At 68.4% G+C, this 11821-nt stretch carries 21 protein-coding genes and 1 pseudogene; all 22 read right to left on the bottom strand.

From position 1 onward, the window contains the following. Position 1: 1 nt before the first annotated feature. On the bottom strand, positions 2-811 hold the full coding sequence (truA, locus tag Q7L73_RS17360) for a tRNA pseudouridine(38-40) synthase TruA (protein ID WP_304694382.1): 810 nt from the start codon (positions 809-811) through the stop codon (positions 2-4). 43 nt (positions 812-854) lie between these two features. Next, positions 855-1208, bottom strand: a complete 354-nt coding sequence (gene rplQ / locus Q7L73_RS17355) for a 50S ribosomal protein L17 (RefSeq protein ID WP_304694380.1) — start codon at positions 1206-1208, stop codon at positions 855-857. 24 nt (positions 1209-1232) lie between these two features. Next, positions 1233-2228 (bottom strand): DNA-directed RNA polymerase subunit alpha, encoded by a 996-nt coding sequence (locus Q7L73_RS17350; RefSeq protein ID WP_304694378.1) that lies wholly within the window; start codon positions 2226-2228, stop codon positions 1233-1235. Between the two features lie 192 nt (positions 2229-2420). Beyond that, positions 2421-2819 (bottom strand): 30S ribosomal protein S11, encoded by a 399-nt coding sequence (gene rpsK, locus Q7L73_RS17345; protein WP_012932845.1) that lies wholly within the window; start codon positions 2817-2819, stop codon positions 2421-2423. Between the two features lies 1 nt (position 2820). Next, entirely contained in the window at positions 2821-3201 is a 381-nt protein-coding gene (gene rpsM / locus Q7L73_RS17340; RefSeq protein WP_304694376.1) for a 30S ribosomal protein S13, read from the bottom strand. Positions 3202-3203: 2 nt separating this feature from the next. Continuing rightward, positions 3204-3317, bottom strand: coding sequence for a 50S ribosomal protein L36 (gene rpmJ / locus Q7L73_RS17335; RefSeq protein ID WP_012932843.1), 114 nt, complete (start codon positions 3315-3317; stop codon positions 3204-3206). A 219-nt stretch (positions 3318-3536) separates the two neighbouring features. Further along, positions 3537-4310 carry a type I methionyl aminopeptidase gene (gene map / locus Q7L73_RS17330; protein ID WP_304694373.1) on the bottom strand — a complete coding sequence of 258 codons (774 nt, stop codon included), beginning with the start codon at positions 4308-4310 and terminating at the stop codon, positions 3537-3539. Then, positions 4307-4972 (bottom strand): adenylate kinase, encoded by a 666-nt coding sequence (locus Q7L73_RS17325; RefSeq protein WP_370552449.1) that lies wholly within the window; start codon positions 4970-4972, stop codon positions 4307-4309. The genes map and Q7L73_RS17325 overlap by 4 nt, the downstream gene beginning before the upstream one ends. A 95-nt stretch (positions 4973-5067) precedes the next feature. Beyond that, positions 5068-6339 (bottom strand): preprotein translocase subunit SecY, encoded by a 1272-nt coding sequence (gene secY, locus Q7L73_RS17320; protein WP_304694369.1) that lies wholly within the window; start codon positions 6337-6339, stop codon positions 5068-5070. A gap of 15 nt (positions 6340-6354) precedes the next feature. After that, on the bottom strand, positions 6355-6867 hold the full coding sequence (rplO, locus tag Q7L73_RS17315) for a 50S ribosomal protein L15 (protein ID WP_304694367.1): 513 nt from the start codon (positions 6865-6867) through the stop codon (positions 6355-6357). Beyond that, the gene (gene rpmD / locus Q7L73_RS17310; protein WP_304694365.1) at positions 6864-7046 is read right to left on the bottom strand and encodes a 50S ribosomal protein L30; all 183 of its coding nucleotides are present in this window, start codon (positions 7044-7046) and stop codon (positions 6864-6866) included. Before rpmD ends, rplO begins: the two co-directional genes overlap by 4 nt. A gap of 4 nt (positions 7047-7050) precedes the next feature. After that, positions 7051-7641 carry a 30S ribosomal protein S5 gene (gene rpsE, locus Q7L73_RS17305; protein ID WP_370552448.1) on the bottom strand — a complete coding sequence of 197 codons (591 nt, stop codon included), beginning with the start codon at positions 7639-7641 and terminating at the stop codon, positions 7051-7053. Positions 7642-7680: 39 nt separating this feature from the next. Further along, positions 7681-8034 (bottom strand): 50S ribosomal protein L18, encoded by a 354-nt coding sequence (gene rplR, locus Q7L73_RS17300; protein ID WP_304694363.1) that lies wholly within the window; start codon positions 8032-8034, stop codon positions 7681-7683. Beyond that, the gene (rplF, locus tag Q7L73_RS17295; protein WP_304694361.1) at positions 8031-8564 is read right to left on the bottom strand and encodes a 50S ribosomal protein L6; all 534 of its coding nucleotides are present in this window, start codon (positions 8562-8564) and stop codon (positions 8031-8033) included. Before rplF ends, rplR begins: the two co-directional genes overlap by 4 nt. 7 nt (positions 8565-8571) lie before the next feature. Further along, on the bottom strand, positions 8572-8979 hold the full coding sequence (gene rpsH, locus Q7L73_RS17290; protein WP_304694359.1) for a 30S ribosomal protein S8: 408 nt from the start codon (positions 8977-8979) through the stop codon (positions 8572-8574). 13 nt (positions 8980-8992) lie between these two features. After that, positions 8993-9178 (bottom strand): type Z 30S ribosomal protein S14, encoded by a 186-nt coding sequence (locus Q7L73_RS17285; protein ID WP_304694357.1) that lies wholly within the window; start codon positions 9176-9178, stop codon positions 8993-8995. Between the two features lie 4 nt (positions 9179-9182). After that, positions 9183-9764, bottom strand: coding sequence for a 50S ribosomal protein L5 (rplE, locus tag Q7L73_RS17280; protein WP_304694355.1), 582 nt, complete (start codon positions 9762-9764; stop codon positions 9183-9185). A 7-nt stretch (positions 9765-9771) separates the two neighbouring features. Continuing rightward, entirely contained in the window at positions 9772-10092 is a 321-nt protein-coding gene (gene rplX, locus Q7L73_RS17275; RefSeq protein ID WP_304694353.1) for a 50S ribosomal protein L24, read from the bottom strand. Then, the gene (gene rplN / locus Q7L73_RS17270) at positions 10092-10460 is read right to left on the bottom strand and encodes a 50S ribosomal protein L14 (protein WP_304694351.1); all 369 of its coding nucleotides are present in this window, start codon (positions 10458-10460) and stop codon (positions 10092-10094) included. Before rplN ends, rplX begins: the two co-directional genes overlap by 1 nt. After that, positions 10457-10696, bottom strand: a pseudogene (rpsQ, locus tag Q7L73_RS17265) (30S ribosomal protein S17); the annotation flags it as partial. The pseudogene rpsQ and the gene rplN, both read right to left, overlap by 4 nt. Positions 10697-11028: 332 nt before the next feature. Then, entirely contained in the window at positions 11029-11247 is a 219-nt protein-coding gene (gene rpmC / locus Q7L73_RS17260; protein WP_304694349.1) for a 50S ribosomal protein L29, read from the bottom strand. 1 nt (position 11248) lies between these two features. Beyond that, positions 11249-11662 carry a 50S ribosomal protein L16 gene (gene rplP, locus Q7L73_RS17255; protein WP_304694347.1) on the bottom strand — a complete coding sequence of 138 codons (414 nt, stop codon included), beginning with the start codon at positions 11660-11662 and terminating at the stop codon, positions 11249-11251. Positions 11663-11821 lie beyond the last annotated feature (159 nt).

Genomic DNA, 11821 nt, shown 5'->3' with positions numbered 1-11821 from the left:
GTCAGTCCATCGTATTGGCCGCGTCCGCCGCGCCGCGTCCCACGCCCGCCTGCGCCGCCGCGAGCGCGAGCACCGGGCGGCCGTCGTAGCCGACGCCGGCGAGGTAGAGGCCGTGCGGCGGCGCCGTCTTGCCGGCGGCCGAGCGCGGCGCGCCGTCAAGCAGCGCCGCGAACTGCGCGACCGTCCCGCGGCCGCCGGCGACCTCCAGCATCGTCCCGACCAGCACCCGGTTCATGTTGCGCATGAAGGAGTCGGCCTCGATCGCGAACTCCAGCAGCTCGCCGCGGCGCTCCCAGCGCGCCGTCCTCACCTCGCGCTCGAAGCGCGTGTGGTGGGTCTCGGTCGGCGTGAAGGCGGTGAAGTCGTGCAGGCCGACGAGCGCGGCCGCGCAGCCGTCGAGCGCGTCGAGGTCGAGCTGGTGGGGCCAGTGCAGCGCGCGGCCGCGCAGGTGGGCGCTGCGGCTGCGGCGCGCCAGCACGCGATAGCGATACGCGCGGCTGGTGGCGTCGTGGCGGGCGCTGAAGCCGGGCGGCGCCGTGCACGCGTCGAGCACCGCGACGTCGTCGGGCAGCAGCGCGTTGAGCTTGTGCGGCGCGACCAGCGCCCCCTCGTAGGAGACGACCTGCGCGAGCGCGTGGACGCCGGTGTCGGTGCGACCGGCGACGGTGACCGCGAGCTCGCGGCGGAGGACGACGGCGAGCGCCCGCTCCAGCTCCTGCTGGACGGTCCGCCGGCCGGGCTGTCGCGCCCAACCGGCGAAGCCGGTGCCGTCGTATTCGAGCGTCAGCCGGGTGACGTGGGCAGTGCTCACCACGCCACCGTGACGCTCGTCGGAGGCAAGCCCCCGGGCTGGATCAGACCAGCTCGAGGAAGACCATCTCGGTCGCGTCGGAACGACGCGGGCCGAGCTTGAGGATGCGGGTGTAGCCACCCGGGCGCTCCGTGTAACGGGGCGCGATCTCCTCGAACAGCTTGTAGACCGAGTACTTGTCCTGGCCGAGCGCGGAGAGCGCCTGGCGGCGGGAGTGCAGATCGCCGCGCTTGGCGAGCGTGATCAGCTTCTCCAGCTCCGGCTTGACCGCCTTCGCCTTCGTCTCGGTGGTTCTGATGCGCTCGTGCGCGATGACCTCCTTGCAGAGGTTCGCGAGCAGCGCCTTCCGATGGGCGGAGGAGCGGCTGAGCTGATAGCGGTTTCGCTGGTGACGCATGGGATCGGTAAGGGTACCTGGTCGTTAGTCCTGACGCAGGTGGAGGCCACGGGCCTCCAGCGTCTCGATGACTTCGTCGATCGACTTCTTGCCGAAGTTCGGAATCGCGTTGAGCTCGTTCTCGGTCTTGGAGATCAGGTCCCCGACCGTCTGGATGCCCGCGCGCTTGAGGCAGTTGTACGAACGGACGCCGAGCTCCAGCTCCTCGATGAGGATGTCGTCCATCGCGTTCGCGGGACGGCCACCCGGGCCGCCGGCCGCGCCCACGCCGCCGACACCGCCGGCGAGGCCCGGCTCGAGCGCGCCGAGGCCGCCCGTGTCGCGCAGCTCGATGACGCGGTCCGCGTCGGTGAAGATCGCCAGCTGCGAGATCAGGATCTCGGCGGCCTCGCGGAGCGCGGCCTGCGGGTCGATCGAGCCGTCGGTCTCGATGTCGAGCGTGAGCTTGTCGAAGTCCGTCTTCTGGCCGACGCGCGCCTGCTCGACCGCGTACGCGACACGACGCACGGGCGAGAAGATCGAGTCGATCGGGATGACGCCGATCGGCTGGTCGGGCGACTTGTTCTCCTCGGCCGGACGGTAGCCGCGGCCGCGGCCGATCGTCAGGTAGACCTCGAGCTTCGTCTTCTTCTCGAGCGTCGCGATGTGCGCGTCCGGGTTGAGGATCTCGACGCCGGAGGGCAGGTCGATGTCCTTGGCGGTGATCTCGCCGGGGCCGGTGACGACCAGCGGCGCCTCGATCTCCGTCGCGTCGGAGTGCATGCGGCAGACGATGCCCTTGAGGTTGAGGACGATGTCGGTCACGTCCTCCTTCACGCCTGCGATCGTGGAGAACTCGTGCGCGACGCCCTCGATCCGCACGCTCGTGACCGCGGCGCCGGCGAGCGAGGAGAGCAGGACGCGGCGAAGAGAGTTGCCGAACGTGTAGCCGAACCCGCGATCGAGCGGCTCGATCGTGAAGGAGCCGCGGTTCTCCTCGACGGTCTCTGAGGTGATACGGGGGACTTGGAAGTCAAGCATTCGGGTTCGGTTCCAATCGTGTCGTGTCGTGAGCGCCGCCCGCCGCGGGGCGGTCTTCCGGGCGTCGCGCGGGCCGGAGGGCGCCGGCCCGGCGACGGAGCAAGACTTATTTCGAGGGGTGCTGGGCGTGCGGCGCCGGCAGCCGCGGAGAATCGGCGCCGGCGACAGCGGACACGCCCGCTCCCTCTGACCTCAGACCCGCCGCCGCTTCCGCGGCCGGCAGCCGTTGTGCGCCTGGGGCGTGACGTCCTTGACGCCCGTGACCTCGAGGCCGGCGGCCTGGAGCGAGCGGATCGCGGTCTCGCGGCCGGAACCGGGGCCCTTCACGAAGACCTCGACCTTCTGGAGGCCGTGCTCGATGCCCTTGCGCGCAGCCGCGTCGGCGGTCACCTGCGCAGCGAACGGCGTCGACTTGCGGGAGCCCTTGAAGCCGGCACCACCGGCCGACTCCCACGCGATCACGTTCCCCTCGCGGTCAGTCAGCGAGACGATCGTGTTGTTGAAGCTCGTCTTGATGTGGGCCTGGCCGACCGGGATGTTCTTGCGAACTCTGCGCCGGCCGCGCTGCGGACGCTTCGGAGCTGGACTCACGTTACTTCTTCCCCGCCTTCTTCTTGCCGGCCACGGACATCCGCTTCGGGCCCTTGCGCGTACGCGCGTTGGTCTTGGTCTTCTGGCCGCGCACGGGCAGGCCGCGACGGTGACGGAGGCCGCGGTAGCAGCCGATCTCCATCAGACGCTTGATGTTCTGCGAACGCTCGCGCCGGAGATCGCCCTCGACCGTGATGCCGTCGATCTCGTCGCGGAGCTTGCCGACCTCGTCCTCGGTCAGGTCGCGAACGTACGTATCGGGCGAGATGCCGAGTCTCGCGAGGAGCTCGTTCGATCTCGAGCGGCCGATCCCGTAGATGTAGGTCAGCCCGATCTCAACGCGCTTGTTGAGCGGGATGTTGATGCCTGCAATACGAGCCATGGTCAGCCCTGACGCTGCTTGTGGCGCGGGTTAGAGCAGATGACCAGCACGCGGCCGTGGCGGCGAATGATCTTGCACTTTTCGCACATCGGCTTGACCGACGGTCGTACCTTCATGATCCCTTTCGGCTGATTCCAATCGACTCGGCTCTGGCTGCCGTGTCGGCCGCCGCTACCGCATCGAGGACGAAGCACGCACGCCAACCGGGTCACGGTGCCGAGCGCGACGGTGGATAGTACCAAACCTTGCGGAAGGACCTCGCGCCGTGACGTCGAGGGCGCCGGGGCGCTCACGCGGCGGTGCCGCGGGGCTCGCCCCGACTGGCACGTCGCAGCTCAGGCAGCGGCCTGCCGGCCGCTCTCGTGCCAGGGCGTCAGCACGCGCGGGCCGTCTCTGGTGACGGCGATGGTGAACTCGAAGTGGGCGGCGAGCGAGCCGTCCTGCGAGAAGATCGACCAGTGGTCGTCGGCCATCCGCACCTGGTGCTTGCCGGCGTTGACCATCGGCTCGATCGCGAGCACCATCCCCTCCTCCAGCAGCGGACCCCTGCCGGGCGGTCCGTAGTTGGGGATCTGGGGATCCTCGTGCATCTCGCGGCCGATGCCGTGACCGACGAGCGAGCGGACGATCGAGAAGCCCTCGGCCTCGACGAAGGTCTGAATCGCGTGCGAGACGTCGCCGAGGCGGTTGCCCGCTCTGACGAACGGGACGCAGTGGAAGAGCGAGCCTTCGGTCACGTCGAGCAGCTTCTGCGCCATCGCGGAGATCGAGCCGACCGGGAAGGTGCGGGCGGCGTCCGCCACCCAGCCGTCGTAGACGACGCCGACGTCGACCGAGATGACGTCGCCGCGCTCGAGCTTGTACGGACCCGGGATGCCGTGGACGACCATGTCGTTCGGCGAGGCGCAGATCGAGCCCGGGAAGCCCCGGTAACCCTTGAACGCCGGTGTCGCGCCCTGCGAGCGGATGAACGTCTCCGCCGCCGCGTCGAGCTCCAGCGTCGTGACACCGGGGCGGATCTTGCCCTGCAGCAGGTTGAGCGTGCGGACGAGGATGTCCCCCGCCGCGGCCATCTTGTCGATCTGCTCCGGTGTCTTCTTGACGATCACAGGTCTTCTTCGAGCCGCAGCGTCGCGAGCACGGCGCGGATGTGGTCGTGGACCTCGGTCGGGCTGCGGGTGCCGTCGACGCGGCGCAGCAGCCCCTTCTCGTCGAAGTAGGAGATCAGCGGCTCGGTCTCACGGTGGTAGACCTCGAGCCGCTTCGTGACGACCTCCGGCTTGTCGTCGTCCCGCTGGATCAGCCGCGAGCCGTCGATGTCGCAACGGCCCTCATGCTTCGGCGGGTCCGTCTCGACGTGGTACGGCCGACCGGTCTTCGCGCTCACGCGCCGACCGGTGATCCGTCTGACGAGATCCTCGTCAGGCACGTCGATCAACAGCACCGCCGTGATCCGCCGGTCGAGCTTCTCGAAGGCGGCCGACAGCGCATCGGCCTGCGGCCGGTTGCGCGGGAAGCCGTCGAGGATGAAGCCGTCGAGGCAGTCGTCGGCGCTGACACGCTCGACGATCAGATCGATCACGAGGTCGTCGGGCACGAGATCGCCGGCGTCCATGTACGCCTTGGCGGCTCTGCCGAGCTCGGTGCCGTCCTTGACGGCGGCACGGAGGATGTCGCCTGTGGCGACGTAGGGCAGGCGGAAGTCGTCCTGAAGACGGGCCGCTTGGGTGCCCTTGCCGGCCCCCGGAGGGCCGAAGAGGATGAGGTTCAGCTCACGCACGAGGAGCGGAACTTACAGGATGTGAACGCAATCCGGCGCCCTCCCCCAGGCGCCGGAACGCTCACGGGCCCCGAAGGGCCCGTGGGTCATCTCAAAAAGCCCTCGTAGTTGCGCATCATCAGCTGCGCTTCGAGCTGTTTCATCGTGTCGAGCGCGACGCCGATGACGATCAGGATCGACGTGCCGCCGAAGAAGAAGTTGGCGTTCGTCTGGTTGATCAGGATCGTCGGGAGCAGCGCCACGAGCGCAAGGAAGATCGCGCCCGGGAACGTCAGGCGGGCGAGGATGCGGTCGAGGAACTCGGCCGTCGGTCGCCCTGGTCGCACGCCGGGGATGAAGCCGCCGTAGCGTTTGAGGTTGTCCGCCTGTTCCACCGGATTGAACGTGATCGCGGTGTACATGTACGTGAATATGATGATGAACAACGACTCGCCGACCAGATAGGCCCAGTCCGACGGGTCGAAGAAGTTCGCCAGGTCGGTCGCCCACGGCTTGTTGATCAGCTGGCCGATCGTCGGCGGGAAGGCCATGATCGACGCGGCGAAGATGACCGGGATGACGCCGGCCATGTTGACGCGCAGCGGCAGGTACGTCTGGCCGCCCTGCGTCATCCGCTGACCGATCACGCGGCGCGCGTACTGCACCGGGATCCGCCGCTGACCCTCCTGCACGAAGACGATCGCCGCGATCACGCCGAGCGCGAGGAACGGCATCATCACCTTGAAGACCGGGTCCGGGCTCGTCCACCACGCCTGGATGCCCTGCGGCAGCCGGGCGACGATCGACGCGAGGATCATCAGCGAGATGCCGTTGCCGATGCCGCGCTGGGTGATCAGCTCGCCCATCCACATGACGAGCATGCAGCCTGCCGTGAGGCAGATCGCGATCAGCATCACCTTGGCGAGCGAGAAGTTGTCGATCACCGAGGTGCCCGCCTCGTTCTGGAACGAGCGGAACAGGAAGACATACGCTATGGACTGCGCGAACGCGAGCCCGACGGTCAGGTAGCGCGTGTACTGCGTGATCCGCTGCTGACCGACCTCGCCCTCTCTCTGCAGTCTCTCCAGCGACGGCACGACGACCGTCAGGAGCTGCAGGATGATCGACGCGGTGACGTACGGCATGATCCCGAGCGCGAAGAGCGCGATGCGGGAGAGGCCGCCGCCGGAGAAGAGGTTGAGGAAGTTGAGGATGCCGCCGTTGGAGAAGTTCTGCTGGATCTCCTCGACGGCTCTCGAGTTGATCCCCGGGGCGGGGATGTGCGAGCCGAGTCGGTAGAGCGCAAGAAGCAACGCGGTGAACGCGAGCTTCTTGCGGATCTCACCGACCGTGAAGGCGCTCAGAATCGTCGACAGCACGGCTCGCCTCGACGATCAGGCGTCGAGCGTCTGAACCGACCCGCCGGCAGCCTCGATGCGCTCGCGCGCAGCTGCACTGAAGGCGTGGGCGGAGACGGTAAGGGGCTTGGTGATCTCGCCCTTGGCGAGCACCTTCACCGGGATGCCCTTGCGGGTGGCCAGGCCCTTGGCGCGCATCGCGTCCAGGGTGACCTCCGCGCCGGACTCGAAACGCTCATCCAGGTCGGTCAGGTTGACCGGCTGGGTGTGCGTCCGGAACGGCTCGAACGGCATCGACTTCTTCATGTGCGGGCCGCGCAGCTTGCGCATCCGCATGTGGATCGGCATCTGGCCGCCCTCGAAGCGCGCACGGTCCTTCGCGCCGGAGCGCGAGCCGTAGCCCTTCTGGCCGCGACCAGAGGTCTTGCCGAGCCCCGAGCCCTCGCCGCGGCCGACGCGCTTGCGCGGCTTGCGGTGACCCGGAGCGGGTCTCAGGTTGTGGAGGCCGATGCGCTCCTCGCGCTCGGCCTCGTCCTTCAGCGGGGTCATGCGGCTTCCTCGACCTTTACGAGATGACGGACGGCATGGACCATCCCGCGCATTTGCGGGGAGTCCTGCTGCTCCACCGTCTGGCCGATCTTGCGCAGGCCGATCGAGCGGAGCGTGTCGAGCTGTCTCTGGTTCGAGCCGTTTCTCGACTTGATCTGGGTGATCTTCAGGGTGCTCATGGAACTAGCTCTCCGACGTGGCGCCGACGGCCGCTTCGGCCTCGTCGCCCTCTCTGAGATCCTCGCCCACCGGCTCGCCCATGTGCAGGCCGAGGACGGTGTTGATCGAGAGACCGCGCAGCTGCGCGACCTCTTCGGGGCGACGGAGCGACTCGAGGCCGGCCATCGTCGCCTTGACGAGGTTGATCGGGTTCTGCGAGCCGAGGCTCTTGGACAGGATGTCGTGGATGCCGGCAAGCTCGAGCACTGCGCGCACGCCGCCGCCGGCGATGACGCCGGTACCGGGCGAGGCGGGCTTCAGCAGCACGCGGCCCGAGCCGAAGATGCCGAGCGTCGGGTGCGTGATCGTGGAGCCGTGCTTGGGGACCCGGATGAGATTCTTCTTGGCGCGCTCGACGCCCTTCTGAATCGCAACCGGGACCTCGTTCGCCTTGCCGTAGCCGACGCCGACGATCTCCCGCTCGTCACCCACCACGACAAGCGCGGTGAAGGAGAAGCGACGGCCGCCCTTGACGACCTTCGCGACACGGTTGATCTCGACGACCCGCTCCTGCAGGTCGAGTCCGGATGCTGATACGGAACGGTCGATGGCCATGGGGTCCTAAGGTAGCTGGTGAGTCGGGTCGGGCGCCACTTAGAAGGCGAGGCCGCCCTCCCGGGCGCCCTCCGCGAGAGCCTTCACGCGGCCGTGGTACTGGTATCCGCCGCGGTCGAAGACCGCGGTCTCGACGCCGGCGGCCTTCGCGCGCTCGGCGAGCAGCTCGCCGACACGGCGAGCCTGCTCGGTCGCGCGCAGGTCGCGCACGTCGGCTTCGATCCAGTTGACGGCCGCGACCGTGTGGCCGCGATCGTCGTCGATGAGCTGGGCGCTGATGCCCTTGTTCGAGCGAAACACCGAGATGCGCGGCCGCTCGGCCGTGCCCACGACCTTCGCGCGGACACGGCGACGGCGCTTGAGGCGCTTCGCAGGCTTGCTGAGAACGGTCATGCGCGCTTGCCAACCTTCCGGGCGACGTACTCGCCCTCATAGCGAATGCCCTTGCCCTTGTAGGGCTCCGGCTTGCGCTGCTTGCGGATGTTCGCGGCAACCTCGCCGACGAGCTGCTTCGAGATGCCTCTGACCGTGATTCTGGTCGGGACCGGAACCTCGAACTCGATGCCGTCGGGCGCCTTGATCGGCACCGGATGCGAGTAGCCGAGGGCGAGCTCGAGGTCTCTGCCCTTGAGCTGGGCGCGGTAACCGACGCCCTGGATCTCGAGTCTCTTCTCGAAGCCATTCGTGACGCCCTCGACCATGTTCGCGACGAGCGAACGGGTGAGGCCGTGCAGCGCACGGTGCTCGCCGCGGTTGGTCGGGCGCGTGACGATCAGCTCGCCGTCGACCTGCTCCACCGTGATGTCGCGGTGGATGCGCTCGAACAGCTCGCCCTTGGGACCGTTGACCGTGACCCGCTCGGGCTCGATCGCGACCTGGACGCCGGCGGGGACGGGGATGGGCTTGCGGCCGATACGACTCATGCCAGCCTCACCACACCTTCGCCACGACCTCGCCACCGACGCCCTTGCTGCGCGCCTCGTGACCGGTCATGACGCCCTGGGACGTCGAGATGATCGCCGTACCGAGTCCACCCTGGATCTTCGGGATCTCGCCATGGCCGACGTACGTGCGCTGGCCCGGACGCGACACCCGCTGGATGCCCTGGATGACGGGACGACGGTTGCCCGTGTACTTCAGCTTGATCTGGATCTGCTCAGCCGGGCTGTGCGCGCCGGGAGCGACGATCTCGTAGCCCTCGATGTAGCCCTGCTCCTTGAGGATGCGGGCCAGCTCGCGCTTGAGCTTCGACGACGGGATCAGCACGGTCTCGTGCGAAGCCCGCGCGCCGTTGCGCACACGCGTGAGGAAGTCGGCGATGGGGTCTGTCATCGACATTCGACAGCCACCCTTACCAGGAGCTCTTCGTCATGCCGGGGATGTAGCCGTTGTGTGCCAGCTCGCGCAGGCAGATACGGCACATGCCGAACTTGCGGTACACCGCGCGCGGGCGGCCGCAGCGGCGGCAGCGCGTGTACGCGCGCGTTCTGTACTTCGGAGTCCGCAGCTGGCGGACACGCTGTGAGGTCTTCGCCATGGAGTTAGCTCCCTGTCGTCACGGCCGCCCCGCCAGGGCGCCCGTCCTTCGCGAACGGCATGCCGAACGAAGTCAGCAATGCGAAGGCTTCGTCGTCGGTTTCCGCGGTGGTCGTGAACGTGATGTCCAGACCGCGGACCTGATCGACCTTGTCGTAATCGATCTCGGGGAAGATGACCTGCTCGCGGACACCCATCGAGTAGTTGCCGCGGCCGTCGAACGATCTCGGGTTCAGACCGCGGAAGTCGCGGATACGCGGGATCGCGACCGACAGCAGACGGTCGAGGAACTCGTAGGCGCGGTCGTCGCGCAGCGTGACGCTGAGCCCGACCGTCATCCCCTCACGGAGCTTGAAGGCGGCGATCGACTTGCGAGCTCTGCGGATCGACGGCTTCTGGCCGGCGATCGCGGCGAGCTGCTGCTCCGCCTGCTCCAGCTGCTTGCTGTCCTGCTTCGCCTCACCAACGCCCATGTTGAGCGTGATCTTGGTGATCTTCGGCGCCTGCATCGGAGTCGAGTAGCCGAACTGCTCCACCAGTCTGGGGCGGATCTCTGAAACGTAGCGTTCTTTGAGTCGTGCGGGCATGATGGGCTCAGTCGATGCGGGTGCCGGAGCGGCGGGCGACGCGGAAGCGTCTGCCCTCGTGGATCTCGATGCCGACGCGAGTCGGCTTGTTGTCCTTCGGGTCGAGCAGCGCCACGTTCGAGACGTGGATGCCGCCCTCGCGCTCGATCACGCCGGCGACGGAGTCAGGACGACCCGGCGTCGGGCGCTGATGGCGCTTGATGATGTTCAGGCCTTCGACGTACACGCGGTCGTCCTCGGGGTCGACGCGCAGCACTCTGCCCGTCTTGCCCTTGTCCTTGCCGGTGATGACGACGACCTGGTCGTCCTTGCGGATACGCGCGGGCATCAGAGGACCTCCGGCGCGAGCGAGACGATCTTCATGAAGTTCCGCTCGCGCAGCTCGCGCGCGACCGGGCCGAAGATGCGCGTGCCGCGCGGGTTGTTCTGCGCGTCGATGATCACTGCGGCGTTCTCGTCGAAGCCGATGTACGTGCCGTCTTCACGGCCGTACGTCTTCTTCGTGCGGACGACCACGGCGGTCACGACCTCGCCCTTCTTGACCGAGCCCTGCGGGCTGGCCTGCTTGACGGTCGCGACGATCGTGTCGCCGACGCCCGCGTACTTGCGGCGGGAGCCGCCGCGCACGCGAATGCAGAGGATCTCACGAGCGCCAGTGTTGTCGGCGACCTTGAGACGAGTCTCGTTCTGAATCACTTGGCACGCTCCACAACCTCGACGAGGCGCCAGCGCTTCAGACGCGACAGCGGGCGGGACTCGCGAATGATCACCGTGTCACCGATGTTCGCGTCGTTCTTCTCGTCATGCGCGTGGAAGGTCGTCGAGCTGCGGACGATCTTCTCGTAGCGACGGTGACGACGAGCGACGTCGATCCGCACGGTGATGGTCTTGTCAGCCTTGTCGGAGGTGACGATCCCCTGGCGCGTCTTCTGACGGCCCTCGCCATGCTCGCGCGGCGGCGTCGGCTCCCCGTTGGGGGTCGCCTTCGCGGCCTCGCGCGCCTTCGCGCGGAGGTTCCGGCGTCTGGCGGCGTTCTTCGCCCGCTTGGCGGCACGCTCGGCCTGGCGCTCCTCGATCGTCTGCGCGGGGCGCGTACCGATCTTGGCGGCCTTGGCGGTGCGCGCCTGCTGGCGACGCTCCTTCGGCGCGAGCTGCGGCACGGGCTCACCCGCCGGCGCGCTGGGCGCCGCGGTGTCCGCGGCCGCGCTGGCCTCGGGCGCCGGGGTGGTCTCCTCGACGGTTCTGTTCTCTTCGTCGGCCATCGCTAGCGACTCAGTTCCTTGTTGTCAGCTTCCAGTCCGCGCTCACGGATGAGGGTGAGCGCACGCGCGACCTCGCGCTTGGCGAGGCGCAGGCGGGCGGTGTTCTCCAGCTCGCCGGTCGCGTGCTGGAAGCGCAGGCCGAACAGCTCTCGCCGGGCGGTCTGCAGGTGCTCGGTCAGCGCGGCGTCATCCATGTCCCGCAGCTCAGTGGCGTCGGTCATGTCAGCCGTCCTCTCGCATCACGAATCTCGTCTTCACGGGCAGCTTGTGCCCGGCGAGGCGCATCGCCTCGCGCGCCAGCGGCTCAGGGATGCCGCCGAGCTCGAACATCACGCGGCCGGGCTTGACCACGGCGACCCAGCCCTCCGGAGAGCCCTTGCCGGAGCCCATGCGGGTCTCGGCCGGCTTCTTCGTGTAGGGCTTGTCCGGGTAGACGTTGATCCAGACCTTGCCGCCACGTCTGATCTTGCGGGTCATCGCGATACGCGCGGCCTCGATCTGACGGTTGGTCAGCCAGCCCTCTTCGATCGCCTTCAGGCCGAACTCGCCGAACTGGACTCTGACCTGTCCGCGCGAGAGCCCGCGGCGACGGCCGCGGTGCTGCTTGCGGAACTTCACACGCTTAGGGGAGAGCATCAGCCCTGACCTCCGGCACCGCGATTGCCACCTGCGCCGCCGCCGGCCGGGCCACGCCCGCCACCGCCGCCGCCACCGGGACCGCGTCCGCCGCCGCCGGGACCGCCCGGACCGCGCCCGCCGCCACCGGGACCGCGACCGCCGCCGGGACCGCCGGGC

The sequence above is a fragment of the Conexibacter sp. CPCC 205762 genome (genome assembly GCF_030646155.1).
In the GTDB taxonomy this organism is placed as follows: Bacteria; Actinomycetota; Thermoleophilia; order Solirubrobacterales; family Solirubrobacteraceae; genus Conexibacter.
This window is presented reverse-complemented; position numbering and strand designations above follow the sequence as displayed.

What these genes read in the sequence shown, in the direction of transcription:
- rpmJ (WP_012932843.1), bottom strand. Translation starts at nt 3,317, where the DNA reads ATGAAGGTACGACCGTCGGTCAAGCCGATGTGCGAAAAGTGCAAGATC.
- rplP (WP_304694347.1), bottom strand. Translation starts at nt 11,662, where the DNA reads ATGCTCTCCCCTAAGCGTGTGAAGTTCCGCAAGCAGCACCGCGGCCGT.
- Q7L73_RS17350 (WP_304694378.1), bottom strand. Translation starts at nt 2,228, where the DNA reads ATGCTTGACTTCCAAGTCCCCCGTATCACCTCAGAGACCGTCGAGGAG.
- rplX (WP_304694353.1), bottom strand. Translation starts at nt 10,092, where the DNA reads ATGCCCGCGCGTATCCGCAAGGACGACCAGGTCGTCGTCATCACCGGC.
- rplO (WP_304694367.1), bottom strand. Translation starts at nt 6,867, where the DNA reads ATGACCCCGCTGAAGGACGAGGCCGAGCGCGAGGAGCGCATCGGCCTC.
- Q7L73_RS17285 (WP_304694357.1), bottom strand. Translation starts at nt 9,178, where the DNA reads ATGGCGAAGACCTCACAGCGTGTCCGCCAGCTGCGGACTCCGAAGTAC.
- rplE (WP_304694355.1), bottom strand. Translation starts at nt 9,764, where the DNA reads ATGCCCGCACGACTCAAAGAACGCTACGTTTCAGAGATCCGCCCCAGA.
- rpmD (WP_304694365.1), bottom strand. Translation starts at nt 7,046, where the DNA reads ATGAGCACCCTGAAGATCACCCAGATCAAGTCGAGAAACGGCTCGAAC.
- rpsH (WP_304694359.1), bottom strand. Translation starts at nt 8,979, where the DNA reads ATGTCGATGACAGACCCCATCGCCGACTTCCTCACGCGTGTGCGCAAC.
- rpsE (WP_370552448.1), bottom strand. Translation starts at nt 7,641, where the DNA reads ATGGCCATCGACCGTTCCGTATCAGCATCCGGACTCGACCTGCAGGAG.
- rplF (WP_304694361.1), bottom strand. Translation starts at nt 8,564, where the DNA reads ATGAGTCGTATCGGCCGCAAGCCCATCCCCGTCCCCGCCGGCGTCCAG.
- rplR (WP_304694363.1), bottom strand. Translation starts at nt 8,034, where the DNA reads ATGACCGTTCTCAGCAAGCCTGCGAAGCGCCTCAAGCGCCGTCGCCGT.
- rpmC (WP_304694349.1), bottom strand. Translation starts at nt 11,247, where the DNA reads ATGACCGACGCCACTGAGCTGCGGGACATGGATGACGCCGCGCTGACC.
- rplQ (WP_304694380.1), bottom strand. Translation starts at nt 1,208, where the DNA reads ATGCGTCACCAGCGAAACCGCTATCAGCTCAGCCGCTCCTCCGCCCAT.
- rpsM (WP_304694376.1), bottom strand. Translation starts at nt 3,201, where the DNA reads ATGGCTCGTATTGCAGGCATCAACATCCCGCTCAACAAGCGCGTTGAG.